Below are 25,744 nucleotides of genomic sequence, written 5' to 3'. Positions count from 1 at the left end.
ATCGTTGGTGGCGGCCGGCCGTTTCGGTCGATCAAAGCGCCCAGTTTGGTTCAAAATGGGCTATTTTGGCCGCGTGAAGTGAACCTTTGCGCCCGCTGCCATTCCGTTTAAACTGTCGGGTTCACTTTTCAGCAAAAGTACAGCACTTAAAAGCACGGCGATATTCGTTTTACGGACGGAGGTTCCTTTGTTGCGGACTCATACTTGCGGGCAGTTGCGGGCGGAACAGGTGGGGCAGGAAGTTACCCTCTGCGGTTGGGTCGATACCAATCGCGACCACGGCGGCACGCTCTTCATCGATCTCCGCGACCGCTACGGCAAGACCCAGGTGGTGTTCGCTCCCGAAGGTGGCGCGGCCCAGCTCGAGGAATCGCGCAAGATCCGCGGCGAGGACGTGATCAAGGTCACCGGCAAAGTTGCCAAGCGGCCCGAGGGAACGATCAATGCCAAGATCGGCACTGGCGAAATCGAACTCCGCGTGACGAAGTTCGAATTGCTGAATAAATCGAACAACGCACCGTTCAGCCCGACGCAAAAAGATTTGCCGGGTGAAGACCTGCGGCTGAAGTATCGCTATCTCGATCTCCGCCGGCCAGAGATGCAAACGGCTTTGAAACTCCGTAACGACATCATTCTCGAGATGCGGAACTATTTCGCCGAGAACGATTTTCTGGATGTGGAAACGCCGATCCTCGGCCGCAGCACCCCCGAAGGCGCTCGCGATTATCTCGTGCCGAGTCGCGTCCACAACGGCATGTTCTATGCGCTGCCGCAATCACCGCAGCTCTACAAGCAGATCTTGATGGTCGCTGGTTACGACCGCTACGTGCAAGTAGCCCGCTGCTTCCGCGACGAAGACCTGCGCGCCGACCGCCAACCGGAGTTCACGCAGCTCGACCTCGAAATGTCGTTCGTCACGCATCACGACGTCATCAACATGATCGACGGCCTCATGTTGCGGCTGGCCAAGAAATTCCTTGGCATGGATCTGAAATTGCCGTTGCCGCACATGACTTGGGACGAAGCCATGGAACGCTTCGGCCATGATGCGCCCGACCTTCGCTACGGCTGCGAACTGATCGACTGCACCGACATCGCCGCCAAGTGCGATTTCCGCGTCTTCAAAGAAACTGCCGATGCCGGCAAGAAGGTCCGAGGCATTAACGCTCCCGGCGGCGCTGCGTTTTATTCGCGCAAGCTGATCGATGAACTGACAGAGTTCGTCAAGCAGTTCGAAGCCAAGGGGCTCGCTTGGTTCCGCGTCGAACCAGACGGCAAGCTCTTCTCGCCGATCGCCAAGAATTTTACGGAAGAGCAACTGACCGCGATCAAGGAACGCATGGGCGCCAAGCCGGGCGACATTATGTTCTTCGTCGCCGACACCTGGGCCGTCAGCTGCAAGGCCCTGCACAACATTCGCAAGAAGGTGGGGGTCGATCTGAAGCTCTACGACCCGAAGAGCTACAGCTTTTCGTGGATCGTCGAGTTTCCGATGTTCGAATTCGACAACGAAGAGAAGCGCTGGAACAGCATGCACCATCCCTTCACCGCGCCGCGGCCGCAGGACATTCCGATGCTGGAAACCGATCCCGGCAAAGCCCGCGCGGTGGCCTACGACCTGGTCATCAACGGCAGCGAAGCCGGCGGCGGCACGATCCGAATCCACGACAGCGCCACGCAGAGCAAAGTTTTCGGCCTGCTCGGCATCGACGCCGAAACGGCCAAGAACCGTTTTGGCTTCCTCCTCGACGCCCTGCAAATGGGCGCACCGCCCCACGGCGGTATCGCGCTGGGCATCGACCGCTGCATCATGCTCTTCGGCGGCCTCGACAACATCCGCGAAGTGATTGCATTCCCCAAAACGCAAAAAGCCGCGGACATGATGACCGAAGCGCCGAATGAAGTGGATCTGAAGCAGCTGCGGGAGTTGGGAATTCGCATTGCGACGAGCGAGGTGAAGTAGCAATCGCAATTGCGCGACATTGTTGACTGGCGATCGTGTGAAGTTGGCCATTCATTCCAGGCCAGCTTAGAATGCACTTGTTGGACACTCCCTTCCCCGACAAAGTTAACGTCATGTCGACCGTTACCGGTACCTCAGTAAATTTGTCGGGACTGGTACCCGCCGCAGCGCGGGTTCCACCCTTACAGTCCGGAGACCGACTCTCGCGCGATGAGTTCGAACGGCGTTACAAGGCGATGTCAGCCAAGGTCAAATGCGAACTGATTAAGGGAGTCGTCTACGTGACGCCGCCACCGGTTTCGGATGAAGGGCATTCACAGCCACATGTCCGCTTCGTCACGTGGCTCGGCGTGTATGCAGCCTATACGCCCGGCGTCGTCGCTGGAGACAACGGCACGGTTCGGCTTGACGCCGATAGCGAACCACAACCTGACGCTCTCCTCCGCATCCTGCCGCAGCATGGAGGTCAGTCTCGAACCAGCCAGGACGACTTCGTCGAAGGTGCGCCGGAATTCGTGGCCGAAATCGCGGCCTCCAGTGCGAGCTACGATTTGCACGACAAGCTCGACGCCTACCGCCGCTGCGGCGTGCGGGAGTATGTCGTGTGGAGAACCTGGGATCGGATGATCGATTGGTTTCAATTGAAAGACGGCCAATTTGTGCGGCAGTCGCCAGATTCTGAAGGCCTGCTGAAAAGCAGTACCTTTCCCGGACTTTGGCTCGACCCCACGGCCTTGTTGAGTGGCAATCAAGCGCGCGTCCTGCAAATTCTGCAACAAGGACTGGCCGCTGCTGAACATCAGGAATTTGTAGCTACGCTAACCCGCAAATAGCGAAGGTAGTCTGCGACGAGATCGCGTTCCCGAAAACGCAGATGGCCGCGGAATTGATGACGGGAACGCCTAATGAAGTCGATACAAAGCAGCTGCGGGAGTTGTGGATTCGCATCGCGACGCCGGAAGGAACGTAAATTCGAAATAGGCTCGTCCCGATGCTCGAACGGTTAGCGGAAGTCGATTGGCAAAGCCTCAGCCATGCGTATGGAGATGCGTCTGACGTGCCGGATATGATTCGCGCACTGGCTTCACCACAAGCCACGATTCGCAATCAGGCATGGGAGAATTTATTCAATAGCGTTCGACATCAGGGAACGATCTACGACGCAACTCCCGAAGTCGTACCGTTTCTTATTGAGTTGCTGAAATGCGATTCTCTGCCCGACAAAGCGGAGTTTCTGAAACAGCTATTCCGGTACTCACCAGACTTTGAAAATTGGATGCCGTACTACTCATCGCATCCAAAGCGAGCGCCGCCGTTCGAGATTCCAACACGGCAATCCATGGACGATGGATTTGATGTTTACCTGCCGCTCCTAAACGATCCCGATAGCGTCGTACGACGCAGAGCAGCGCGACTTTTGACTTTGTGCTTCAGTCGCCGCGATCAAGTGGCGTCGGTGCTGCGAAATCAAATTGCCGCTGAGCCAGTTGCACATGACCGCGCTGCTATGGCGCTGTTACTGGCGGTTCTCAATCGAATTGAAGACAAGGCATTTTTCGCCGAATTGTCGGTACACGAACCAACGGCGCTCGTTCGCCTCACGGCTGCGATGGCATGCGTTCACTTGGAGCAGTCCGCTGTTCCGGAGCATGTGCTCCTCATAATTGAACAGTTGGCGGCAAATGACTCCCAATTGTTCGCACAGCTTCCGCAGGAAGAAGGCAATTTCGCGACGCAGGAATTCGTAATAGATTCGGCACTCGACAAGCTCTTGGAAAATGGGACTGCGGGCGCCGGGCTTCTAAAATTGCTGTTGGAAAGCACGAGTACCGAAGTTCGTAAACTTGCCCTCAAACGTGGTCTGACGATAGCGCGGCAAATACCCGCCGCGATGGAAGCGGTTAGTCGGCTTCTTGATGAATCGGATGCGAACTTTCGCGGCAACGTAGCATTTCACCTTGGCGACTTGGCAATCGTTGCCATTTTCAAAGCAAAGATACGCAAGGACCGCGAGGCCTATGCGATTCTTGAACGAGAATTGAATAATACAGCGCCAATTGCAGTAGATGCCCTGGCAAGTCGACTCACGATTGAAGAAGACGTTCACGTGCGTGGCAAGATTTGTCGCGCATTGAAATACCTTGCACTGTGGGCGTTGGGTTCGACAACAGCGTTGGGAGCCGTTGCGTCGAGAGAATCCGATGCCCGAGCGGCGATTGAGTTCATCGAAGGCTTGAACAGTAGCAATGCGGTGACGGTTTATCGAATTGCAATGCACTCAGAAGATAAACTAGCGTGGATGGGCGAGCGAAAACTTATTACGCTCGGAATTAGCAATGCGACGTCCGTGGTTTCGTTGCTTATTGGCGGACTGACAGAAACGCCATCGATTGCTGAGTCCTGTGCGAATATCCTTGGGGCACTGGGACAGAATTCCAGATCCGCGAAGACCGCTCTGGAAGGAATGTTGAATCATTCGTCTGAAGGTGTGCGGACTGCGGCGAGAGATGCGATCAAGGCAATCGAATAGATAACCTAGGAAATAGCTCCTGAATCTCGCAGATCAAAAACGACGTACTCAGTCTGAATTTGGCTCGTCGCCGAGTTCACCTAAGGCCACCATACAGTCGAGTGCTGTCATGTCCGTCACATCTCCACAAACTTCCGTGCTGTTCACTCCAGATTCGCCTCCGATGCCGCCACTGCAATCGGGCGATCGCTTGAGTCGTGATGAATTCGAGCAGCGGTATCATCTCGCGCCGAAGCACATCAAGGCCGAACTCGTCGAATGGATCGTTTACATCATGGTCCCTCCGGTCTCTGGACAACTCGCGCAGGCGGCCGATCGAGCATGACTCCATCGCTCGAACACGCCATCGAGTCATTCCTGGCCATCACCTCTCTCGTCATTGGCTTGTCGCATTTGCTCCGGCCGCATGATTGGTGTGAAACATTCCGACAGTTGCATCGCTGTGGTCGGTCGGGCGCGTTCATTAATGGCGGACTGAGCTTGATTCCCGGCGCGATCATCGCTGGGCACGGTTCGTGGAGTTGGCCAGGATCCATCGTCACGACGTTTGGCTGGCTGCTCATTCTCAAAGCTTGCGTTTGTTTTTTGCGGCCAGACCTTGCCCTGAGTTCGATGGAAAAGGGCTCGCAATCGCCGCGTGGATTTATTTTCGCCGGCCTCCTCATGTTGGTTTTCAGCGGCTGGGTCTGGTATTGCCTGTGGATTGCCGCGAACCAACGTGGCTACGAAATGTCATGCTTATAGACGAGCACTGAGTAGCATCGCGGAGGACCGACGAGCATGCCTGCCGAAGAGCAAACCATCCGAACGGTTCGAAGCGATGCCACACTCATTCAAGGTGGCTGGGAATTGCTCGATCGCGTCGAACCACTGTGGAATCAGACGCGGGATTTTCATTTTCAACTGGCGCCGCAGTGGCGCAAGGGACTGACTTGGGAATTTACTGATCGGCGGGTAGCGCTGATTGCCAAAGGAACGCACGGCCACTTCATCGCCTTGGCAAGTGTCGACGATCGCGACGTGGGCTACAGCATCTGCACGATCGAAGCCAATGGCCGTGGTGAGATCGATTCGCTCTTTGTCGAAGCGGAATTTCGCAAGCAAGGCATCGGCGACGCGCTGATGCAATCTTCGCTCGCGTGGTTTGCCGAGCGCGCGGTGGATGACATTGCGATCGAGGCCCTCGCATGTAACGAAGACGCCGTGCGGTTTTATGCGAGGTTTGGCTTTCAGCCGAGGTCGGTCACTCTGAAACGGCCGGGAAACATTTACCCGTGATTCCAATTCACGACAGGGAACATTTCCATGGCCTATCGACCTCGCGAGCCGGGATTCAGTGAACTGAGGGGGGCCAAGCAGTTGAAGCTCCCAGTCTCATTCGATGCAGATGTTTGTCCCCCGATCGGTTGCAAGCTTTCACGACTGGAGATTGCGGAAATCGTTGGACCGCCAATGCTGACCTGCTGGGACGACGGCATCGGAGACGTAGACGTTTGGGCTTGGGAGTATCCCTGTGGTTTGCAAATTTTGATCCGGGCTTGGCATCCGGGTCATCTGCGAGTTGCTTCGCTCATCTCGCCTGATTCACCGGAGTGGGAACATACGCGCAGGCATCTGCCGTTTCACGAGCAGGACTTAATTCGGCCTCACAACCCGGATGGCCATGATGATTTCAGTCTTATCGCCAAGTATTATCCTCATCGCCTGGCCGAGATCGCCAACCTCCACGCCTTTCAAGTCTGGCGAATCGACGACAACGGCAACGTCTTCACCGTCGGCGAACCGACGAGCGAGCGCGACGCGCGATGCCAAGTTGCCATGTACGAAGCTCGCGGGCATAAGCAGATGTACTGGGTCGCGGCCGTGGTTGGCCAAGAGTGATGAGGCCCGTTGAACGCGGCGCGCAGGCCAAGCTATAACGTCGGCATGGCAAATAAACTCACTACTTTTCTGATGTTCACCGGCCGCTGCGAAGAGGCGATGAACTTTTATGTTTCGCTGTTTCCCAATTCTTCGATCAAGCAACTCGAACGCTTTGGGGCCGGCGAGCACGGCGCCGAAGGGACCATCAAGCGCGGGCTGATTCAGGTTGCCGGCTTCGATCTGATGTGCTTCGACAGCCCACCGGTGCATGCGTTCACGTTCACGCCCAGCATGTCGCTGTTTGTGGAATGCGAAAGCGAAGCGGAGCTCGATGCCGCCTTTGCAAAAATTTCGAGCGACGGCGGCGTGCTCATGCCGCCGAATAATTACGGCTTTAGTCGCAAATTTGCCTGGGTGAGCGACCGCTTCGGCGTGTCCTGGCAATTGAATCTGGCTTGAGGAAAAAAATCTGGTGCATTGCGTCTGGAAGCTTTATCCTTACATCTTCTGCGTGGGGCAGTTACAGGGAGAGGCACAATGGCGAATGTCTTTCGATTCTGTGCGGCTTGGGCGGTTCTCTTCATTCCCGCAGTTCACGTTGCTTCATCGCAAGCTGAAGAGACGTCTTTCAAACGGCTCGATCTTTCCTCGGAAGAGGATTTGCAGCGGGAGTTGCAGGAAGTGCCCGAACTGGGCTTCGATCGGGCCGCTACGTTAAAGCTTGACGCCAGCCTCGAGAAGTTGGATGCGGAAGCAGCGAAGCAGGTTGCGCCAGACATCGGCATGCAGGTGTATTTTCAGCATGCGCAGCGTCTCAACAAATCGCAGGCAACCGCGCTCCCGTGGCAGAGTAACACGGTGAATCGTTTGGACGACCCGGTGGCGACTTGGTTGCAACGGACTTCGATCGAGTTGCGAAATAATCTGACCGTCACAAAAATTAAGGGCGATGCCGATGCAGCCAAGCTGCGGCAGTTGCTCGAGGAAAAAGTAGAGTCGTCGCCGAGCAGACTTGATTGGCGTCAGCCGTATAGTGTTCGCGCGTTGACCCAGTTGTTGCAAGTCGAGCGCACACCGGTGCGAGCGGTCCTCGTGGAAACGCTCAGCAGAATTCCCGGCAAAGAGGCCAGCCAGGCGTTAGCTCAGCGAGCAATTTTTGATCTCTCGCCACAAGTGCGCGAACAAGCAGTCGGAGCGCTCGCAGTTCGCCCGGCCACAGAGTTTCAAGGAGTTTTGCTGGCGGGAATGCAATGGCCATGGCAGCCCGTAGTCGATCACGCAGCCGAGGCCATTGCAGCGCTGCAACTGAAGGATCTGGGGGCCAATCTTGGTGCACTCTTGCAACAACCTGATCCCGCATCGCTCGTCAAAAAAGAGCAGGGGGGTATTGAGGGCTACTTCGTGAAGGAGCTAGTCAAAGTCAATCACTTTCGCAATTGCCTGCTCTGTCATGCTCCCTCCTTCGAGCTCAACGATCATGTGCGCGGAGCGATTGCAGTTCCCGGTCGGACGATCCCACTGGATAACGCCTACTACAACGGGGTGAGAAAGGTGCAATTCATTCGGGCCGACACGACCTACCTGCGGCAAGATTTTTCCGTGATGCAAAACGTCCAGAGTCCAGATCGTTGGCCGGTCAAGCAACGATTTGACTACATCCTGCGCGAACGACTGGCGACGCCGGAAGAAGTCAAATTGCATGAAACGCTGCAGAATACTTCTGAGCCGGCGAACGATCAGCGCGAGGCGGTGCTGTTCGCGATCCGCGAGCTTGGCTCCGATATGCCGAGCTTGGCTGTAGCTCGTCCCGCGGGTCAAAAATTCAAGCGGTTCACCAAGTCTTCGCTTCTGGATTGATGAATGGTGAGCGATCGGCGTCTCATAACAACCGATCGGGCCAAGCGAAAAAAACTGGTGCGAGTCGGTTGCGAGCCTTATCATTGCCGAAGGGGCTACGACAGAGGAGCGGTACGATGCCGAACTTTTTGCTTCGGGTACGCAGTGTCTTTCGCTTCAGCATGGCTTTGGTAGTTGCCTTTTACGCACCTACGTTTCGTTCGTCGTTGAGGGCACAAAACAAAGCCGATAGCGCAGCTCAGGCCGCTCCTGCGGCAGCGCCATCCATCAAGCGGCGAGACACATCCTCGGAAGAGGATCTGCGCACAGAATTGCAGCTGGTTCCCGAATTGGGCTTCGATCGCAGCGAAGCCTTGCGGATCAAGGGGAAGCTGGAAAGTGTCGACCAGGTCGCCGGCATTCAGGTATCGAATGACGTCGGCTTCCAGATTCTGCAACAAACTGCAGTGCGTCTGAACAAGCCGCAGTTGACTGCCTTACCCTGGCAGCACGGTTTGAATGTGTACCTGGAGAAGCCACAAGCGGTCTTGATGGCGGCCGCTTCAATCGAGTTGCGAAGTTATTTGAACCAGAAACGAGACGGAGTTGTTGACGTTAAGTTTGTCAGGGACCGACTCAACGCCAAATCGAAAATCCGGCAGACCGAGGCCGACTGGCAGCAACCTGACTGCGTTCCTGCGCTCGTACAGATGTTGCAGGTAGAAGCCACTCCGATCCGCTTGTTGCTTGTGGAGAAACTGGCGGAGATCCCAGGCAAGGAGTCCAGCCAGGCGCTCGCGAAACGTGCGGTTTTTGATCTCGCTCCGCAAGTCCGCGAAAACGCTCTGGCCGCGCTCGCGACTCGCCCGGCAAACGAGTATCAAGACGTTTTGCTGGGGGGACTGCAATGGCCGTGGAAGCCCGTCGTAGATCATGCTGCGGAAGCGATCGCAGCCTTGAAACTGAAAGAATTGGGGCCGGAACTCACCGCACTGTTACGCGAACCCGACCCCTCGCTCCCGATCGAGAAGGTTGAGGGCGGATCGAGTGGACATTTCGTCAAGGAACTCGTCAAAGTCAATCACTTCCGCAACTGCGTCCTTTGTCATGCTCCTTCTTATTCGCACAACGACCCGTTCCGCAGGTCGGTGCCGACTCCCGGCAAGAAAATTCCCGAGTTCGTCTATTACGACAATTCTGCCGGCCTCTTGGTGCGGGCCGACATCACTTACCTGCGCCAAGATTTTTCGGTGATGCAACCCGTAACCAATCCGGGAAATTGGCCGGCTGAACAACGGTTTGATTACATCTTGCGCGAACGGCGGGCAACTCCCGAAGAAATCGCGTTGCAGCAGGCTCGCAAGCAGCAGAACCTCAATCTAAAAATTGAGCCGGCGAGCCTCCTGCAAGAAGGCGTGTTGTTCGCGCTGCGCGAAATGCAAGTGGAAGCGCCGCCCCTCAAGTTGACATCTGCGCCTATCGCTCAAAAAATCAGGCGACTGACAAAGCCTTCGATCCTGGATTGATCCTGAGGAGAGACCGTGGAATTAGCAACTCTGGTATCGCAAAGCCTACGGACACTCCTCAAGGAGACGATGTTCCACGCAGAAAAGCATGGCGGCTTTCTGCTGAATGGCGGTGAGCCGGGGATGGTGGCTACGCTGCAGGAATTGAGCGCGGAACAAGCTTCGAAACCGCCCGGGCCTGGGCGCAAGCCGATTGTGTCGCACGCCAATCACGTGCTGTTCGGCTGGGAATTGCTGAATCGAGCGCTGCAGGGGGAAAACTCGTTTGCCGGCGCCGATTGGAACGCGGCGTGGAAACTAGAACGCGTCAATGATGCGGAGTGGCAAGAGTTGCTCGGCAAACTCGAGAAGAATGCGGCCGAGATTTTGGAGCGAGCGCCGCGATATACCGAGTGGAACGAGATGATGCTGACGGGAACCTTCGCCAGCGCGGCGCACACGGCATATCACCTGGGTGCGATTCGGCAGATGCTGCGCGAAGTGTAGTCTTCACGCGCCGCGTGGGAACGCCACACGGAGTGTGGCGACTACACTGACTACACTTATTTGTGATAGCCCAACGATTTCACCACGTTCAGCATTTCTTCGAACGTGATGAACCGGCGGCGATGCATCAGCTTGTAGCCGTCGATTGCATTGGCCAGGTCACGAGCGTCGGGCGAAAGTTCATCGTGGCTGTTAGTGAACTGGCGACGTTCGCGGCCTGCCACCGCTGAGTCGCCGTTGTTCTGGCGGCGATCGATGAACGGTGCTGCCGGAGCCGGAGGTGCTTCGAGTGAGGTGCCGATCGACATGACGAGTTCCTTGGCCGCGGAGACGTTCTTTCGCGGAGCGAAAGACGCAGGAGCGTGTGGGCGCATTACAAGCCCACGTAACCGCAGGACACGATTTCAGGTCCGTCAAACCGGCGGGGCAGGGTGCGGCGGCTGATTAAACGCCCGCAGTAGTTTGCGCCCCTTATAAATGGCATAAGCCTCTTCGATGCCGAGCGAACGGCGCGGCTGGCGGGCGGGATAAAACGAAATGTCCTCAAAGTCGGCGACGGCAACACCCGCAGCGCCGTCGCGCGTAGCCGTGGCCAGCAACGCCTTCTCGCCGAAGAAATAGCCCATCTGCTGGGGCTCGATATCGGTGTATCCCGCATCATGCAATCGTCGCTGCAGACGGACGACTTCGAGTTGCTCGGCTTTGCTCAAACGGGCCACGTCGTATTGCTTGATGTCTTCGTGCTCCGCTTGCCAACCGGCGAAGGCTGCGTAAATGTCGTCCGGCGGCAAATCGGCCAGATCGGCCGTGAAGGCATGCGCGAGCGGGCCGGCGATGCCGACGTTGCTGTACGATCGCTGCTTGCCGTCCTCAAGCGTGAGATGGTAGGAGAAGCGAAAGAGATAACAGTCGATCTCGCCCGTATATCCAGGCCAATGTTGTCGGCGGTGATCGACGAGCTCGAGTTGAGTCGGCGGCACACCGAACTGCGTCGGCTCGGCCAGCCATACCACAAGTTCCGACTCCGCCCGCGCGGCGGGCGTGCGATGCTGCGGTGGAATCTTGGCGGTAAGTTTCAATTCGTCGCCATAGGCGAGCACCCGCAATCGCGCGACAGGTTCGGCGGCGAGTTCGATCAGCGCATCTTCACCGGCTTTCTCGCCGAAGCGCACGAGCGCTGCGGCGGCTTCGGTTCGCACGCGACGATGCGACAGACTGAGCGCTTGATGCAATTTGGGAATCGCATCTGTGTCGCCGATCAGCGCCAGCGCATCGCAGAGCGAAACAGCGAGCGAAACACTGTGCGCCACACGCTTGCCGAGTTGCTGCGGCGTTTCGGCGAATTCTTCGGGACGTTCTTCGAGCACTCCGAGCGAATGCGTGAGCGAACCGAGCAGTTGAATGAGCAACCCCGCCATCGCCTTACCTGGATGCTCGTCAACGAGTTGCTCGCGGAACAAAAAGTTCGCCAGGTCAATCACCGCGGCCGCGAGTTGCGGCTTGTCGATGGCTGCAAACAGCCGTGGAAAGATCGCATTCGCCGGCAACGCCCGTTTCAAAAACAACGGACTGAGCGCGAGGGCAACCTGCTGTTCGTCATCCGGCGGATCGTCCAAGAGCAACGTGACAAGTAACTCCAGCTGGTTCTCCTCGCCGCTCGCCGCCAGCCAGGTGAGGATTGGCGCCTTCGCCCCGCTCCGATTCGGCAACTGCAAATAAAGTTGCTGCAGCACTTTTAGCAAAATCGGATCGGCATCGAGACATTCCAACTTGGTGCCGCTCGAAAGGGCCTGCCGCCGCTGTTGCACGAGCGCCGCAATCGCGCCGCTCAGCAACCGATCGGTGTGTGCTGGCAGCGGCAGTTCCAGTTCGCAAACCGCTTGAAAAAAAGCAGGCCACTGCTCGCGCGGTTCTTCAGCGAGCCAACCGGCGCGTTTCATGCTGCGCGCAGCATCCTGCGGCGAAAGCTCCGCGCCGCTGCGCAGATCGGAGAGGAGAGCGGTGAGTCGTTCGTTCAAAGGAGTGTCAGTCATTCGGATGTGATGCTACCGCGAATTTGTTTCTGCGGGAATTTGATGTTTTCGTAGATATCTTTGAGCTTGAGCGAGCAGCCTAAAGCGGGAAGCGCGATCTCGCCGTCGATCCCGGAAACGGGATTGAACTTCCAATTGCCTGCGGAGTCTCGCGAGAAACATTCCACCCGCGCCGCGAATTGATCAACAGTGAGATACTCTCGTAAGCTTTCCAGCCGTCGATAGGATTCGAATTTTTGGCCGCGATCGTAGTTTGCCGTTGAAGGTGACAGAACTTCAACAATCGCGAGTGGATTGATAATCGCATTCGGGTCTAGTTCAGCGAACTGTATTTCGCCGCAGACCACCGATGTGTCGGGGTAGGTGTCGAGGTCATCGGCAGAAACAAAAACTCTTTGCTCGCTAGAAAATGGGCGGCAACCCTTGCCTGCAAGTGCTTGTCGTAAATGAAAGAAGATATTCCCCGCAATCACCGCGTGCTCATGACTGCCGCCGGACATCGCGAAGATTTCGCCGCGAGAATATTCATGCTTGATCTCCGACCGCTCTTCGCGGGCGAGATACTCGGCGATGGTAAATTTTCGCTGCGGTGCGCTGGACATTTTCTACTCTCCGACTCAGCGCCATTCTACCACTCAGCAACTACATCTTCTCAATGATCTCCAGGCAAATTCGCCGCACGTCGTTCGGGTTCGCGTTCGGATTCCGTTTCTTCGCCTGGCCGAGGAGGGAACCGACGGCTTGGGCTTTGCCCCCCTTTACGTCGGCGACGATCTTGGGATTCGCGGCAACGAGTTCTTTGCAGATGGCTTCGAGTTCGCTGAGGTCAACCTTTTGAATGCCGAGGACCTGCATCGATTGCGGCGCGGTGCGGTCGTTGGCGACCATGTCGTTGAAGACTTCTTTCGCGCGGGTGATTTCGATGTCGCCGCTGATGACGAGCTTCACGAGTTCGGCCAGGGCAGGGGGGCGGAGGCGGAACGACTGGATGTCGCCGCCTTGTTCGTTCAGCACGCGGAGGACTTCTTGCGTGACCCAGTTGGCCGACTTCTTGCCGTCAGCCGATGCCTTGGCGACCTCTTCGAAGTAATCGACCAGCGGTCGGCCTTGAATGACGATGACGTCGCTGTCGTAGGCCGTCACGCCGTAGGTTCCTTCGAGCCGTTTGCGGATCGCGGCGGGGAGCTCGCACAGCGACGAGCGGACCTTTTCCGTCTCGGCCTTCGGCGTGATGACGGGAGCCAAGTCGGGATCGGGGAAGTAGCGATAGTCGGCCGAGTCTTCTTTTTCGCGCTGTGAGAGTGTGATGCCGCGAGCATCATCCCAACCGACGGTTCGCTTTGGCGCGTCTTTGATCGTCTGCTTCGTTTCTTGCCACGCCTTGTACTGCCGTTGTCCTTCGTAAGCCAGCGCCCGTTCGATGAAGCGGAAGCTGTTGAGATTCTTGATCTCGACGATCGGCGTGGCGATCTTCGAGCCGTCGGGCAGGTGAATGTGAATGTTCACGTTGGCATCGACGCGCAGCGAGCCTTCCTGCATGTTGCAGTCACTCGTGCCGAGATACGTGAGCATCAGCTTCAATTCCGTCAGATAAGCCCGCGCTTCCTTGGGGCTGCGCATGTCAGGATGGCTGACGATCTCGAGCAGCGGCGTACCGGTGCGGTTGAGATCGATGCGCGTGTCGCTCTTGCCGTGAGCTTCGTCATGCAAGCTCTTGCCGGCGTCTTCTTCCAAGTGAGCGCGAATGATGCCGACTCGCTTCGGCTCGAACTCGCCCTTCGAGTCCTGAATATCCAGCCAACCGTTTTGCGACATCGGCAGATCGAACTGACTGATCTGATAACCCTTCGGCAAGTCGGGATAGTAATAGTTCTTGCGGTCCCACTTGGTGAACTCGGGGATCTCGCAGTTCAGTGCGATCGCAGTCTTCAGCGCAAGCTGAAAGGCTTCGCGATTCATCACCGGCAAACTCCCCGGCATACCGATGCACACGGGGCAAGTCTGCGTATTCGGATCGGCGCCAAACTTCGTGCTGCAGCGGCAGAAGAGCTTGGTCTTCGTCTGCAGCTGAACGTGCGTTTCGAGGCCGATGATCAAATCGTATTTGTATTCAGACATTTCTCTAAAACTTCTACTCAAAGAGCAAATTCAAATGCATCGAATACTTGAAAGTCGCTACAGTTGAGGGTCGCGATTCGGGCAATACCGTGGGCGGAATAAGTCGCTGCGAGCATGGTATCGAGAACTCGTTTCCGCCCTAACCGGTGGACTCGCATCCATTCAAAAAACAGCTCGAACGCGCGTACATCAACTCCGACAATCGTTGTTTCTAATGAGTTCTGCCAAATCTCGGCTCGTTCCACAGCCTCCAAAACCGACAAGGGCTGTGCGAATCGTTTCGGGTCGGTCACGGCGTGAATAAACTCTGCAATCACCTGCGGTGCGATCGCGAAGCCAATTCCAGCGTCGATCTCTCGATCAAAGAAAGCATGGACTTGGTGAAAGGCTGGATGCTCCGGAACTTCGCAGGCGATCAGGATATTCGTATCAATGCCGATCATCAAAAAAATCCTCCAGCAACTCCTCGCGTGTCGTGGAGGGCTTCAGAATTTTGCCCAAGGACCGGCCCGGCGGAATGTCTTTGATGCTCATCCGCTTAGCTTTTGGCTGACTAACTTCTTCATAATTTTGAATGGCAGCACGAACCACATCAGAAGGATCTCGGCCGGTTTGAGCGGCGAGTGTTAATACCGACCGGTATAGTTCGTCAGGGAGCTCGACTTCGATTTTGGTCATTGCTGAAACTCCATTACTTAACCAAAGCTGGTCGCCGGTTGTGCCAATCGGTGGCTTGTTGAAAACCGTGCGCGGCGCGGAGCAGGCATTCTTCCTCGAAGGGCCGTCCTTGCAGTTGCAGGCCGATCGGCAGACCGGCGCTGGTGAAGCCGCAGGGGATGCTCATGCCGGGGATGCCGGCGAGGTTGGTGGTGACCGTGTACAGGTCTTCCAGGTACATGGCCAGCGGATCGTCGGTCTTTTCGCCGAGCTTGAAGGCGGGCGAGGGCGTGGTTGGGCCGAGGATGAAGTCGACGTCTTTGAAGGCGGCGTCGTAGTCGCCGCGGATCAGGCGGCGGACCTGCAAAGCCTTCACGTAGAACTTGTCGCTGTAGCCCGCGCTCAGGGCAAACGTGCCGAGCATGATGCGGCGTTTCACTTCCGGGCCGAAACCTTCCGAGCGACTCTGGCGATAAAGGCGGATCAAGGCATTGTCGAGCTTACGCAGTCCTTCCTTGTCGTTCTTCTTTTCGAGCGCCGCTTTCTCGGCGGCGAGCTCGGCGAGCATCGACTTCTCATCGCAACGATAGCCGTAATGCACGCCGTCGTAGCGGGCGAGATTACTGCTCGCTTCGCAAGGGGCAATGATGTAATAAGTCGCGATGCCGAACTGGCTGTGTGGCAGCGAGACTTCTTTCGTCTTCGCGCCGAGCGATTCGTAGACCTTTACGGCGGCTTGCACGGCGGCACCGATTTCGCTGTTCAAGCCGCTGCCGAAATGTTCTTTCACGATGCCGATTTTCAAGCCGGCGAGCGGCTTGTTGATTTCGTCGCTGTAGGCCGGCGCGGGAAGGTCGGCGCTGGTCGAATCGTTCTTGCAATGGCCGGCGAGAACTTCCAAAAGGATCGCGCAGTCTTGCGCGGTGTGTCCCATCGGCCCGATCTGATCGAGCGAACTGGCAAACGCCACCAAGCCGTAGCGACTCACCCGGCCGTAGGTCGGCTTCAATCCGCTCACGCCGCAAAAGGCCGCCGGCTGACGGATGGAACCGCCGGTATCGGTGCCGATCGACAGCGGCGCCATCGAAGCTGCCAGACACGCGGCCGCGCCGCCGCTGCTACCGCCGGGCACGCGAGCGACATCCCAGGGATTGCGCGTCGGATGAAACGCGCTGTTCTCGGTCGAGCCGCCCATCGCGAACTCATCCATGTTCGTTTTGCCGATCAGCACGGCATCGGCTTGCTTGAGTTTTTTCGTCACCGTCGCGTCGTACGGCGGGACAAAATTCTCCAGCATCTTGCTCGCACAAGTCGTCCGCACACCTTCGGTGCAAATCACATCTTTGATCGCGACCGGCAGGCCAGCGAGTTTGCCCACCGGCTTGCCCGCGGCCCGCTTGTCATCGATGGCTTTCGCCGCGGCGAGAGCAGCGTCGCGATCGACATGCAAGAACGCTTGAATCTGGCCGTCGTGCGATTTGATCTGGTCGAGATAGGCCGTCGTCAGTTCGACCGACGAGACCTTCTTGGACCGCAGCGACTCAATCAGATCGGCCGCAGTGGAATTGAGAATGGAGTTGTTGGACAATGACATGGCTATCTTCAGTCTTCGAGCGACAATCTTCGAGCTGCGTCTTCAAGTAAAGCGCAGAGCACTCGCTAGAATGACGGAATCGCCGCAAACTGACAATGCGGGGGCGATTTACGAAGCAACTTTTTGCAGCGCAATGCAACCGGACCAAACGCCACTATTGCCGGCCGCTAACAACTGGGAGCATCAGTTGCGCGAAGCGCTTCACGCGGAAGCGGGCGGACGAGAGTTCATCTTTACCAAGCTCGCCGATGGGAGCGGGGCGCTGGTCGTGATGCCGATGAATCAACCCGCTCGTTCGAATGCGAGAATCGTTGATTCGAATGGAAAGATACGCTGCACGATTGAGATTCCTCCCGAGTATGCGACAGGAGTGGGCTTCTACGACGCTTACTACGTCGGCAGCGAGCTGACAGCGGTGTTCATCATGAACAATCGTGACGTCGCCTTCGTCATTGACGAACAGACTGGGCAAGTCGTGCGAAGTTACGAAACCAAATAGCAGCTAGTCGCCCAGCACAGCCGGCACGCGATAGCATTCGTCATCGCGCTTCGGTGCATTCGCGAGCGCCGCGGGTCGCGGCAGATGTTCGCCTTGGATGTCTTCCGCGAAGACGTTGTTCAGGTCGAACGCGTGGGCCATTGGCTGCACGTCGTCGGTCTTCAGCGGGCTGAGCGTCTCGATGTAGCCGACGATGCGGCCGAGCTGAGAAGTCATCGTATCCAACTCGGCATCGGTCAAACGCAACCGGCCGAGGAGCGACACTTTTTCGACATCTTCGCGCGAGAGCGACATGATGTTCCAAGCCCTTTTCTACAGGACTTACTTCTTCTTGGCGGGCGCGGCGGGCTTCGCCGGCGCGGCTGGCTTGGCAGCCGGTGCAGCAGCGGCAGGAACCGCAGCCTTCACGGCCGACACGGGCAGCTTGAATGGAGCTTGCTTGACGGCCTTGCGAACCACGCCCTTCTTGAGGCAGCGGGTGCAAACGCGAACGGTCAGGTTCGTGCCGCCTGGGGTGGTGATGCGGACCTGTTGCAAGTTCGGCTTGAATTCGCGGCGGGTGATGCCGGTGATCTTGGTACCGACGCCGCCCAGGTACTTGGCCTTACCGCGGGTCTCGATCTGATTTCCCTTGGACTTGCCCTTGTCGCAATATTCGCACTTGTAAGCCATCGCTCAGATCCTATTTCTCAGCCTGCGTCGCCGTAATCCGTCCGCGGGAACCTTTTGGTGGAAACGACTCAAGATAGCAATTTTACAATTGCTTGCAAGGCGAAGGGGACGGGGAAATTGGATGACGCGGCGAACGTCGGAAGGGCGAAGCTCCTGCCGAGCCGCCGGCGGTGGAATTGCGAAGGCTGCCGGCGACTGCTTTTGACCGGCGCGGCTCGGCGGGAGCCTCGCCCTCCCGTGACCTGAGTTGTCCGCGCTGGCGTGCCTTATAAAGCGTCGACGGCAACAGATTCGATACCTGCTCACCGCCAATTCAAACCACCCGTTTTAGTGGCAATAAAGTGCGATATTCCAAGGGCAATATTGCTGCGATTTTCTGTCATTAAGCCCATCCATAGAATGACTTGCGTCGCAAAACGAATTTCATATCACCTGCAATATCCTGGGGGTACGAAAGAGGGGTGTTCAAAGTATCGAGCGACCAGCAGCAACGCGATCGGCCAGTGGAGAAGTGGCTGACACGAACGAGGGCAGGCAGATCCACCGCAACTTATGCCGATTACGCGGCTTGTGCTGGCTGGGAAAAGTATTCGTAAAGCACTGGCATGCAAGCAGTTATCGTCGTCGGCTGCGACTTGAAAAAACTTCAGGCAAATTTCGAAATCGTAAAGCCTTGTGTTCAAGAAACTTAACAAGCCTGCGCGTTACAGCTTGAAAAAATTCCATTTGCCTTTAGACCCAGCATCCCCCACACTTGCGATACAGCGGTTCGCGTAACAGATTGCGCGAATTTTCTAGCTCCAGAGTGGCAATAGGGAGGAACTGCCAGACTCGGTGCTTGACGACTTTTATCCCTGCTTTTCCGCTTGGAACGGTTAGGGGCGCGGGAAACAGCGACCATGAAGCGCACCATTCGATTTTTCAGCCTGATTGCCGTCGGCGGGCCCTTGCTGCTCGCAGGCCAATCACTCTTTGCCCAGGGCAATTGCTGTGGCACCCCCGTGGTGACCCAGCGAGTCGTTTACAAGACGATTTACGAGCAACAGCCGGTTCAGGCCTATAAGCTCGAGACTTCGCAAATCCTGGAAGAGCAGGAAGTTACCGTCCAAGTGCCGGAATGGGTCAGCGAAACCCGCCAGCGCCGGTACACGGTGGCCAAGCCCGTTCAAGAAACCGCGACGCGGGAAGAACGCTACACAGTGCTCAAGCCCGTGCGCGAGACTTCGTTCCGCGAAGAGGAATACGATCAGGTCACCTACGAGACCGAAACGCAGATGCGTGAAGACCGCATCGTCGTCAATCGGCCCGTGGTCGAGACCTCGATGCAGCAGCAGCAATACACAGTCCGCCGGCCAGTGCAAGAAACGGTCTACCAAGACCAGGCTTACACCACTTATTCGCCGGTCACCAGCTATTACAACCAAACCGTCGATGCCGGCGGCTACGTCAATCAACTGGCCTATCAGCCAGGCAACGTCCGCAACCGCCTCACTTGGGTGCCGGGCGGCTACAGCGTGAATCCTTACGGCGCGGCCACCTACAACCGCGCCGGTCTCCGCTGGGTTCCTTATCAGGCCCCCGGCGTGTTGCAGCCGACCACGACTTACATGCCGAACTACGTGACCCAGCAAGTGCCGGTCACCAGCTATCAGCCGCAGGTCGTGACGCAAAAGATTCCCGTGAACGTCACTCGTTACGTCGATGAGCTCATCACGCAGCAAGTGCCGGTGCAATACACCCGCATGGAACAGCAGGAAGAAATTCGCCAAACGCCGGTGACCGTGCAAAAGCCGGTTGTCACGCGGATGGTGAAGAAGATTCCGGTCGAATCGATCCGCTACGAGCGGGAAGAATACGTCCGCCCGGTGACCTACACGACGCAGAAGATGGTCACCGAGGAAGTCGTCGAAGACTACCAGGTGCAAGTGCAGCAGTACCGCACCGAAGTCCGCAAGATTCAGGTGCCGAAGACCGAAAGCAAGTGGGTTCCGTACCAAGCCTATCGCATGGTGCCGAAGACCGTGGTGATGCGCGTGCCAGTCGGCAGCTACGACGATGCCTCGCTCGGCGGCACCTCGACCTACTACGCTCCCGCAGCCCCGGCCGCTGCCGCTCCGACCTTGCCACCGACGGTTCGCTACGGCACGCCGCGTCGAGTGGAAGCGGGGGCCCCAGCTGCCGCCGCTGGTGCTCAAGGCCAAGTGCAACGTCCGGCCCAAGCCGCTGAACCAGTGACTCCGGCCGATAAGAAGCCTTCGCTGCAGCAAAAGCCGGCCTTCCAGGGCCCGCTCAATGGCCCGCCGATTCCGGATCCGAACGAGGCTCCCTCGGCCGATCCACTGGCCCCGCCGGCTCCCGGCCCGGCCGATCCGGCCGACACCAAAGCCTAAGCCACTACGACACTTACCGCTTGCGGTAATTACCGTCTGAACCTCGAACGCGAGACTAGTGTCTCGCGTTTGTCGTTTTAGTGCCGGTTGTTCCGGCACCTTGTTGGTTTGCATCGTCGCAACTAACATACTGGTTTTCTCAAAATCGGCCCGCGCAGGGCCAAATTTCCGCCCCGGGTACCACCCGGCAACAAACGAGTCTCGCTCATGCGTCACGTTCTTTCTGCCGTCGTGCAAAACGTTCCGGGTGTGCTCGCACACATTTCCGGCATGCTCGCTTCGCGCGGCTACAACATCGATTCGCTCGCCGTCGGCGAGACCGAAGACAAATCTCTGTCGCGGATGACTTTTGTCGTCATGGGTGACGACCGAGTTCTCGAGCAGGTCCGCAAGCAGCTGAGCAAGGTCGTCACCGTCGTGCATGTCGACGACATCAGCGCCACCGACTATGTCGAGCGCGACCTGATGCTCCTCAAGGTCACGGCCCCGCCGGGATCAAAGCGCACCGAAGTTCGCGAGCTGGTCGAAATCTTCCGCGGCCGCATCGTCGATGTTGGTCCCGAAGAAGTGATGATCGAAATCTCGGGCCGCGAACAAAAGATCATGGCCTTCATCGATCGCATGCGTCCGTACGGCATCGTCGAGCTCGTCCGCACGGGCCGCATTGCCATGGTCCGCGGCTTGCCGAAGACCACGCCCAAGGAAGAAGACATCTCGCTGCCCGAAGACATCCCGAACCGGGAAGTCGCCACGCACGACAATCTGTAAAAGTCGCCTTTCACTCCGTGAAAGGCCGCGTCTTTTGCCTCCGCCGTTTTCAAATCAAACTCCACCTTTCGCAGACGCGTTCTTTCGCGGAGCGAAAGACGACTTTAAAACTCATACACCTCTCGTTCACAGGAAACCCAAATGCCCGCCACCATCTTCTACGACAACGACGCCGACCTCAGCACACTCAAGGGTAAGACCGTCGCCATCATCGGCTACGGTTCGCAAGGCCATGCTCAGGCTCAGAACCTGCGCGACAGCGGCGTGAACGTCATCATCGGCCAACGCCCGGGCGGCCCGAACTACGACCTCGCTATCAAGCACGGCTTCAAGCCGATGAGCGCTGCCGACGCCACCAAGCAAGCCGACGTCGTCAACATCCTGCTGCCCGATGAACTGCAAGGCGATGTCTATCGCCAAGAGATCAAGCCGAACCTGAAGCCCGGCGCCATCCTGATGTGCTCGCACGGCTTCAACCTGCACTTCGGCCAGGTCGAACCGCCGCCGGGCGTCGACACGTTGCTCGTCGCGCCGAAGGGCCCGGGCCATCTCGTCCGCAGCGAATTCGAAAAGGGCGGCGGCGTGCCTTGCTTGATCGCCGTTGGTCCTGGCGCCAAGCCGGAAACCACCAAGGTCGGCCTCGCCTATGCCAAGGGCATTGGTGGCACCCGTGGTGGCGTGATTCAAACGACCATCGCAGAAGAAACCGAAACGGATCTCTTCGGCGAACAAGTCGTCCTCTGCGGCGGCGTGAGCGAGCTGGTGAAGGCCGGTTTCCAAACGCTGGTCGAAGCCGGCTACCAACCGGAAATGGCTTACTTCGAATGCATGCACGAACTGAAGTTGATCGTCGACCTGCTCTATCAGGGTGGCCTCAGCTACATGCGTTACAGCATCAGCAACACGGCCGAGTACGGCGATTACACCCGCGGCCCGCGGATCATCACCGACGAGACCCGCAAGGAAATGAAGAAGATCCTCACCGAAATCCAAACCGGCCAATTCGCCCGCGAATGGATCCTCGAAAACAAAGCCGGTGCCCCTGGCTTCAAAGCCACCCGCCGCCGCGAAAAGACCAGCCAACTGGAAGACGTGGGCCGCCGTCTCCGCAAGCTGATGGCTTGGATCAACGCCAAGGAAGTTTAGTCTTCCAGCACGAATTGCAAGCCGCGTAGCACGAACCTCTAGGTTCGTGTGAGCGTGTCCTGCGATTGGCAAGAGAACCAAACAAAAGGCCCGATCGCTCGATCGGGCCTTTTTCGTTGCAAAGCGCATCCCGGTAGGAATCCGGCTTCGGCAGCGATATCCTGCACCCATGAAGCCACTTCATCACGCGACCATCCTTTTCTTAGCAGTAATTGCTGCCTGCGATCGAGCTCCCACGCCAAGCCCATCGCCACCACCGCTGCGGGCATCTACCAACGAGGAAGACTCTGCCATGAAACGCCCAATGGGCCTGGCTGCTGCACTGAAACAGCATGCCGGAGATTTTGCTAAGGCGCTGGAGTCCATCGGACTCGAAGTGGAACTCGACGAGCAACAGCGAATCACGCGTGTTATCTACGCTAAGTTCGACGGCAAGTTCAGCGATGCCGACTTCGCGCTCCTCGCGCAGATTCCGACGCTAGATGGAATTTATCTGTGCGATGTGAAGCTCACGGATGACGGCCTCGCGGCTCTTGAGAAAATGCCGCAACTCACCAGCCTGATGCTCGGTTCGAAGAGCCTGACTGACGGCTGCCTGCGTCATTTGCAGCATGTTCCCAATCTGACCATTTTGCACCTCAGCAAATCGCAAGTCACAGGCCGAGGACTCGATCTACCTCATCCCGAGCGACTAACTTGGCTCGACTTCACGGACTCGCCGATTGACGACGAAGGGCTGAAACGCATTGCCCGCTGCACGCAGGTTAAATCGCTCGACCTGTGGGGTACGGCGATCAGCGATGCCGGTCTGAAGCACTTGCAAGCCTGCCACAAACTCGAGCGACTGTCGCTCTATCGCACGCAGGTCACAGACACGGGAGTAAAAGCTTTAGCTACCCTGCCGGCGCTAAATGATTTGCAGTTGGGCGAAACGAAGGCAACCGACAATTGCCTCGCCGACTTGCTGAAGCTTCCGGCTCTTAAAGAAGTGAACTTTGGATCGGAGCAGATTTCCGTCGCCACGCTGGAACGCTTGCAAGCCGCGGGAGTGAACGTCCGTCACGGCCAACTGCTGAATGTAGTGCGGACCGAAAACCTGCTCCGCTATTCCGGCATGGATTTCGAAGTGGATACGGACGATTCCAAACTGATGGCGCTCATCGATCCCAGTGGCAAGAAGCTTTACTGGCAACTAGACATCCAGTGCACGGACAAGTACGTCCCCGATCACATGCAACCCGCGCACTTGGAAGGCCCGCCAATCCAGTCGCAGAAATCGTGGAAGGATCTGGCGGGCGAAACGCTGAAGATCAAGTTCGACCCTGAAGCGCTGCATCCAATCTTGCCGGACAATCCCAGCAATATTTACGTCGGCTGGCACGCGGCTCCCAACGACCACCGCATCAAATTCGTGAAGCGCAACGGCAATCGTTTTTTGATCGACTGGCATTGCGACGCGGGAGAATCCGAGGACGAACATAGCCCAGTTTGGGTCTTCGCCGAAATCCCTTTCACTGAGTTGGCCGTCGTGGGCGAAAAATCAATCACCGCAACCGAGGCCAAACGCCGCGCGGCTGCCTTCTTCGACTTGCAGGATTTCAGCGAACCCGAAATCGACGACAACGAGCATTTCCCGCACGCACACTTTCGCTTTACTGGGAGCGGTAAGTAAAAGGATCGCGTAGCACGAACCTCTAGGTTCGTGTGAGCGTGTCCTGCGATTGGTAAGAGAACCAAACAAAGGTCCGATCAGTCGATCGGGCCTTTTTCGTTTACCTGTGAACGTACATGAACGTAGGGATGAGCAGCAAAACCAGGACCGCAATCACCACCAACACCACAGCTATCTCTACGGTGCGAAGCGACGATTGCGGCGGCTTCTCGGGTGGCTCTTGAGGTGAATCGTAAGGGTTCATTCGCTATTCCGTTCACTCGCTCTGCTGGATCGCTCGCACGAACCCACATGCTCGTGCGAGCGAGTTCGATTTCGACCCAATGGCTCGGCCTCGGTACGCACCATAGCCAGCGGCCTTTCTCTTGACAAACCGCCACTCAATTTTGAATATGAACATTAGTTCACATCCTATAACGCGAGTGGTTGCGACTCCGTCGAAATTGCAATAACGGCAATGAATTGACGCCGCCATGTCGCCGTGGGAAGGTGGTTTTCATGAACAGAGCCACGCACGCAGGAAGTGGAATGGACACAGCCGGGCTGGCGAACGCCGCTGGGCAGTCGTGCGCACGAACTGCCGCGTGGCTTGGTTGTTTGATCGCACTGTTCGGCAGCAGCCAAGTGCTCGCTCAGCCGCTGACCGACTCGCTCGGTACTTGGAAGCTTGAGGAGCTGCGCACCAAAGAGGGAAAGTTTTTCAAAGGGCTGGTGCAGGACGAGCGCGAGCATGACCTCGATTTCGCCGAGATCGTGCAGCCGATGGGGAAGCCCATGTATGCGGTGCTGCGCTGGGTGCGGAAGCGGGAGATCCTCACACTGACGAAGCTGCCCGATGAAGAGCATGAGCAACTCCTCAAACGGTTCGAGCAGTTTCGGCTGCGTACGGTGATCGAAGCCGGCAAGATGGAAGACTTGCTGCTGCGAACCGAAGAGCATGGCGCGCAGACGCATCATTTGTACGACGGCCCTTGGTTTCGCGTCGACAGCACGACCGATGAGGAGACGACACGGCGGTGCGTGGTGCGGATCGAGCAGATCTTTCAAGCCTATCGTATGATCTTGCCGCCGAAGGGGCGGCCGCAGGAACTGCTTCGGATTCGGCTGTATGGCTCGCTCGATCAATACCGCGATGAACTCCGGCGACTCAAGCTGAATATTTCGAACCCGGCGTTTTATTCCTCACGCGAGCGGACGATTCTCGCCGGCACCGATCTCGATACCTATTCGCGGCACCTCACCGAGATTCGTCACGATCACGAGCAAGCCCGCAAAGAATGGGAACAGCGCGATACGGAGTTCCACAAGCATCTGCCCGAGGAAGTGGCGAAGTTGAAGGCGGCCGGCTTTACACAAAATGAGATCAACGACGAAATGAACTTGCGCAAGGCGCGCTGGCGGGAGCAACTCGCGGCCAAATATGCGCAGCTAGTCGAAATCGATCGCCGCAACGACGGCAAGTTTGCAGAAGTCACGGCGCAGATGTTCGCGCAGTTGTATCACGAAGCCTTTCACGCCTGGCTCGACAATTTTGTGTATGCCAAGTCGCGCAAGAACGTGCCACGGTGGCTTAACGAAGGGCTGGCACAGGTTTTTGAAAGTGGCCGGCTTGATGGGCAGTCGCTGCGACTCGACGCACCATCGCCGACGCGATTAGCCACGCTGCAAGCCGATTTGAAGCGCGAACCGTGGCCGCTGGCCGAACTGCTAAACAACGAAAACGCGCCGTTTCTCGAAGGCCATGCCCGCGACAGCAAAGCCGCGGAGCGAACCTATGCCTACGCTTGGGGTCTAGCCTGGTATCTCGCATTTCACGAGCAAAAGCTAAGCGGCGCGGCGCTCGATCAGTTCGTCGCGCCGGCTGCGGCCGAACTATCACCGATCGAACGCTTTGAAAAATTCACCGGCAAGCGACTGCCAGATTTTGAAAAAGAATGGCGGCGGGCCATGCTGGAAGCGCGCCCGCCGCGATGATCGACGACGTTGCCAAC

General features: G+C 57.4%; 26 protein-coding genes. 17 read left to right on the top strand and 9 right to left on the bottom strand.

Translation table 11 applies throughout. From position 1 onward, the window contains the following. The first annotated feature begins 187 nt into the window (after positions 1-187). The 11 genes from aspS (at position 188) to M9Q49_RS04350 (ending at position 10,204) form a co-directional block, all read left to right on the top strand. Positions 188-1,963, top strand: a complete 1,776-nt coding sequence (gene aspS / locus M9Q49_RS04400) for an aspartate--tRNA ligase (protein WP_254507442.1) — start codon at positions 188-190, stop codon at positions 1,961-1,963. A gap of 113 nt (positions 1,964-2,076) precedes the next feature. Next, the gene (locus M9Q49_RS04395; RefSeq protein ID WP_254507441.1) at positions 2,077-2,796 is read left to right on the top strand and encodes a Uma2 family endonuclease; all 720 of its coding nucleotides are present in this window, start codon (positions 2,077-2,079) and stop codon (positions 2,794-2,796) included. Positions 2,797-2,954: 158 nt separating this feature from the next. Next, a complete protein-coding gene (locus tag M9Q49_RS04390) occupies positions 2,955-4,493 on the top strand; it encodes a hypothetical protein (protein ID WP_254507440.1) in 1,539 nt (512 codons plus the stop codon). 109 nt (positions 4,494-4,602) lie between these two features. Beyond that, a complete protein-coding gene (locus tag M9Q49_RS04385; RefSeq protein WP_254507439.1) occupies positions 4,603-4,818 on the top strand; it encodes a hypothetical protein in 216 nt (71 codons plus the stop codon). Then, complete coding sequence (locus M9Q49_RS04380; protein ID WP_254507438.1) at positions 4,815-5,237, top strand: hypothetical protein; 423 nt, start codon at positions 4,815-4,817, stop codon at positions 5,235-5,237. The genes M9Q49_RS04385 and M9Q49_RS04380 overlap by 4 nt, the downstream gene beginning before the upstream one ends. A gap of 36 nt (positions 5,238-5,273) precedes the next feature. Further along, positions 5,274-5,771, top strand: a complete 498-nt coding sequence (locus M9Q49_RS04375) for a GNAT family N-acetyltransferase (RefSeq protein WP_254507437.1) — start codon at positions 5,274-5,276, stop codon at positions 5,769-5,771. A 174-nt stretch (positions 5,772-5,945) separates the two neighbouring features. Next, complete coding sequence (locus tag M9Q49_RS04370) at positions 5,946-6,374, top strand: hypothetical protein (protein WP_254507436.1); 429 nt, start codon at positions 5,946-5,948, stop codon at positions 6,372-6,374. A 45-nt stretch (positions 6,375-6,419) separates the two neighbouring features. Continuing rightward, positions 6,420-6,815 carry a VOC family protein gene (locus M9Q49_RS04365; RefSeq protein ID WP_254507435.1) on the top strand — a complete coding sequence of 132 codons (396 nt, stop codon included), beginning with the start codon at positions 6,420-6,422 and terminating at the stop codon, positions 6,813-6,815. A gap of 78 nt (positions 6,816-6,893) precedes the next feature. Further along, the gene (locus tag M9Q49_RS04360) at positions 6,894-8,213 is read left to right on the top strand and encodes a HEAT repeat domain-containing protein (protein ID WP_254507434.1); all 1,320 of its coding nucleotides are present in this window, start codon (positions 6,894-6,896) and stop codon (positions 8,211-8,213) included. A 116-nt stretch (positions 8,214-8,329) separates the two neighbouring features. Then, entirely contained in the window at positions 8,330-9,718 is a 1,389-nt protein-coding gene (locus M9Q49_RS04355; protein WP_254507433.1) for a HEAT repeat domain-containing protein, read from the top strand. Positions 9,719-9,733: 15 nt separating this feature from the next. Continuing rightward, on the top strand, positions 9,734-10,204 hold the full coding sequence (locus M9Q49_RS04350; RefSeq protein WP_254507432.1) for a DinB family protein: 471 nt from the start codon (positions 9,734-9,736) through the stop codon (positions 10,202-10,204). A 56-nt stretch (positions 10,205-10,260) separates the two neighbouring features. On the opposite strand, the gene M9Q49_RS04345 is transcribed toward M9Q49_RS04350, so the two are convergent. The 7 genes from M9Q49_RS04345 to gatA form a co-directional block, all read right to left on the bottom strand. After that, on the bottom strand, positions 10,261-10,512 hold the full coding sequence (locus M9Q49_RS04345; RefSeq protein WP_254507431.1) for a hypothetical protein: 252 nt from the start codon (positions 10,510-10,512) through the stop codon (positions 10,261-10,263). A 105-nt stretch (positions 10,513-10,617) separates the two neighbouring features. Then, entirely contained in the window at positions 10,618-12,237 is a 1,620-nt protein-coding gene (locus M9Q49_RS04340; RefSeq protein ID WP_254507430.1) for a HEAT repeat domain-containing protein, read from the bottom strand. After that, the gene (locus M9Q49_RS04335) at positions 12,234-12,839 is read right to left on the bottom strand and encodes a Uma2 family endonuclease (protein WP_254507429.1); all 606 of its coding nucleotides are present in this window, start codon (positions 12,837-12,839) and stop codon (positions 12,234-12,236) included. The genes M9Q49_RS04340 and M9Q49_RS04335 overlap by 4 nt, the downstream gene beginning before the upstream one ends. Positions 12,840-12,879: 40 nt before the next feature. Then, positions 12,880-14,355 (bottom strand): Asp-tRNA(Asn)/Glu-tRNA(Gln) amidotransferase subunit GatB, encoded by a 1,476-nt coding sequence (gene gatB, locus M9Q49_RS04330; protein WP_254507428.1) that lies wholly within the window; start codon positions 14,353-14,355, stop codon positions 12,880-12,882. Between the two features lie 17 nt (positions 14,356-14,372). Then, positions 14,373-14,798, bottom strand: coding sequence for a type II toxin-antitoxin system VapC family toxin (locus M9Q49_RS04325; protein WP_254507427.1), 426 nt, complete (start codon positions 14,796-14,798; stop codon positions 14,373-14,375). Then, the gene (locus M9Q49_RS04320; RefSeq protein ID WP_254507426.1) at positions 14,785-15,033 is read right to left on the bottom strand and encodes a ribbon-helix-helix protein, CopG family; all 249 of its coding nucleotides are present in this window, start codon (positions 15,031-15,033) and stop codon (positions 14,785-14,787) included. The genes M9Q49_RS04325 and M9Q49_RS04320 overlap by 14 nt, the downstream gene beginning before the upstream one ends. Positions 15,034-15,046: 13 nt before the next feature. Beyond that, positions 15,047-16,606: an Asp-tRNA(Asn)/Glu-tRNA(Gln) amidotransferase subunit GatA gene (gene gatA / locus M9Q49_RS04315; RefSeq protein ID WP_254507425.1), complete on the bottom strand. Its 1,560-nt coding sequence runs from the start codon at positions 16,604-16,606 to the stop codon at positions 15,047-15,049. Here gatA and M9Q49_RS04310 point away from each other — a divergent pair. Beyond that, positions 16,593-17,105 carry a hypothetical protein gene (locus tag M9Q49_RS04310; RefSeq protein WP_254507424.1) on the top strand — a complete coding sequence of 171 codons (513 nt, stop codon included), beginning with the start codon at positions 16,593-16,595 and terminating at the stop codon, positions 17,103-17,105. The two genes, gatA and M9Q49_RS04310, sit on opposite strands and share 14 nt — an antisense overlap. A 3-nt stretch (positions 17,106-17,108) precedes the next feature. Here M9Q49_RS04310 and gatC read toward each other — a convergent pair whose 3' ends face one another. Both gatC and rpmB read right to left on the bottom strand, forming a co-directional pair. After that, positions 17,109-17,399: an Asp-tRNA(Asn)/Glu-tRNA(Gln) amidotransferase subunit GatC gene (gatC, locus tag M9Q49_RS04305; protein WP_254507423.1), complete on the bottom strand. Its 291-nt coding sequence runs from the start codon at positions 17,397-17,399 to the stop codon at positions 17,109-17,111. A 27-nt stretch (positions 17,400-17,426) separates the two neighbouring features. Beyond that, complete coding sequence (rpmB, locus tag M9Q49_RS04300; protein WP_254507422.1) at positions 17,427-17,777, bottom strand: 50S ribosomal protein L28; 351 nt, start codon at positions 17,775-17,777, stop codon at positions 17,427-17,429. A gap of 899 nt (positions 17,778-18,676) precedes the next feature. Here rpmB and M9Q49_RS04295 point away from each other — a divergent pair. From M9Q49_RS04295 to M9Q49_RS04275, 5 genes are all read left to right on the top strand, one after another. Next, positions 18,677-20,167, top strand: coding sequence for a hypothetical protein (locus tag M9Q49_RS04295; protein ID WP_254507421.1), 1,491 nt, complete (start codon positions 18,677-18,679; stop codon positions 20,165-20,167). A 207-nt stretch (positions 20,168-20,374) separates the two neighbouring features. Then, positions 20,375-20,935, top strand: coding sequence for an acetolactate synthase small subunit (gene ilvN / locus M9Q49_RS04290; RefSeq protein WP_254507420.1), 561 nt, complete (start codon positions 20,375-20,377; stop codon positions 20,933-20,935). A gap of 141 nt (positions 20,936-21,076) precedes the next feature. Beyond that, positions 21,077-22,081, top strand: coding sequence for a ketol-acid reductoisomerase (ilvC, locus tag M9Q49_RS04285; RefSeq protein ID WP_254507419.1), 1,005 nt, complete (start codon positions 21,077-21,079; stop codon positions 22,079-22,081). Between the two features lie 292 nt (positions 22,082-22,373). After that, positions 22,374-23,753: a leucine-rich repeat domain-containing protein gene (locus M9Q49_RS04280; RefSeq protein ID WP_254507418.1), complete on the top strand. Its 1,380-nt coding sequence runs from the start codon at positions 22,374-22,376 to the stop codon at positions 23,751-23,753. Positions 23,754-24,281: 528 nt separating this feature from the next. Then, the gene (locus tag M9Q49_RS04275; protein ID WP_254507417.1) at positions 24,282-25,727 is read left to right on the top strand and encodes a DUF1570 domain-containing protein; all 1,446 of its coding nucleotides are present in this window, start codon (positions 24,282-24,284) and stop codon (positions 25,725-25,727) included. The last annotated feature ends 17 nt before the right edge of the window (positions 25,728-25,744 follow it).

It is taken from the genome of Anatilimnocola floriformis, assembly GCF_024256385.1.
GTDB classification, from domain to species: domain Bacteria; phylum Planctomycetota; class Planctomycetia; order Pirellulales; family Pirellulaceae; genus Anatilimnocola; species Anatilimnocola floriformis.
The sequence above is the reverse complement of the archived record's forward strand: the minus strand, read 5'-3'. Positions and strand labels throughout refer to the sequence as shown.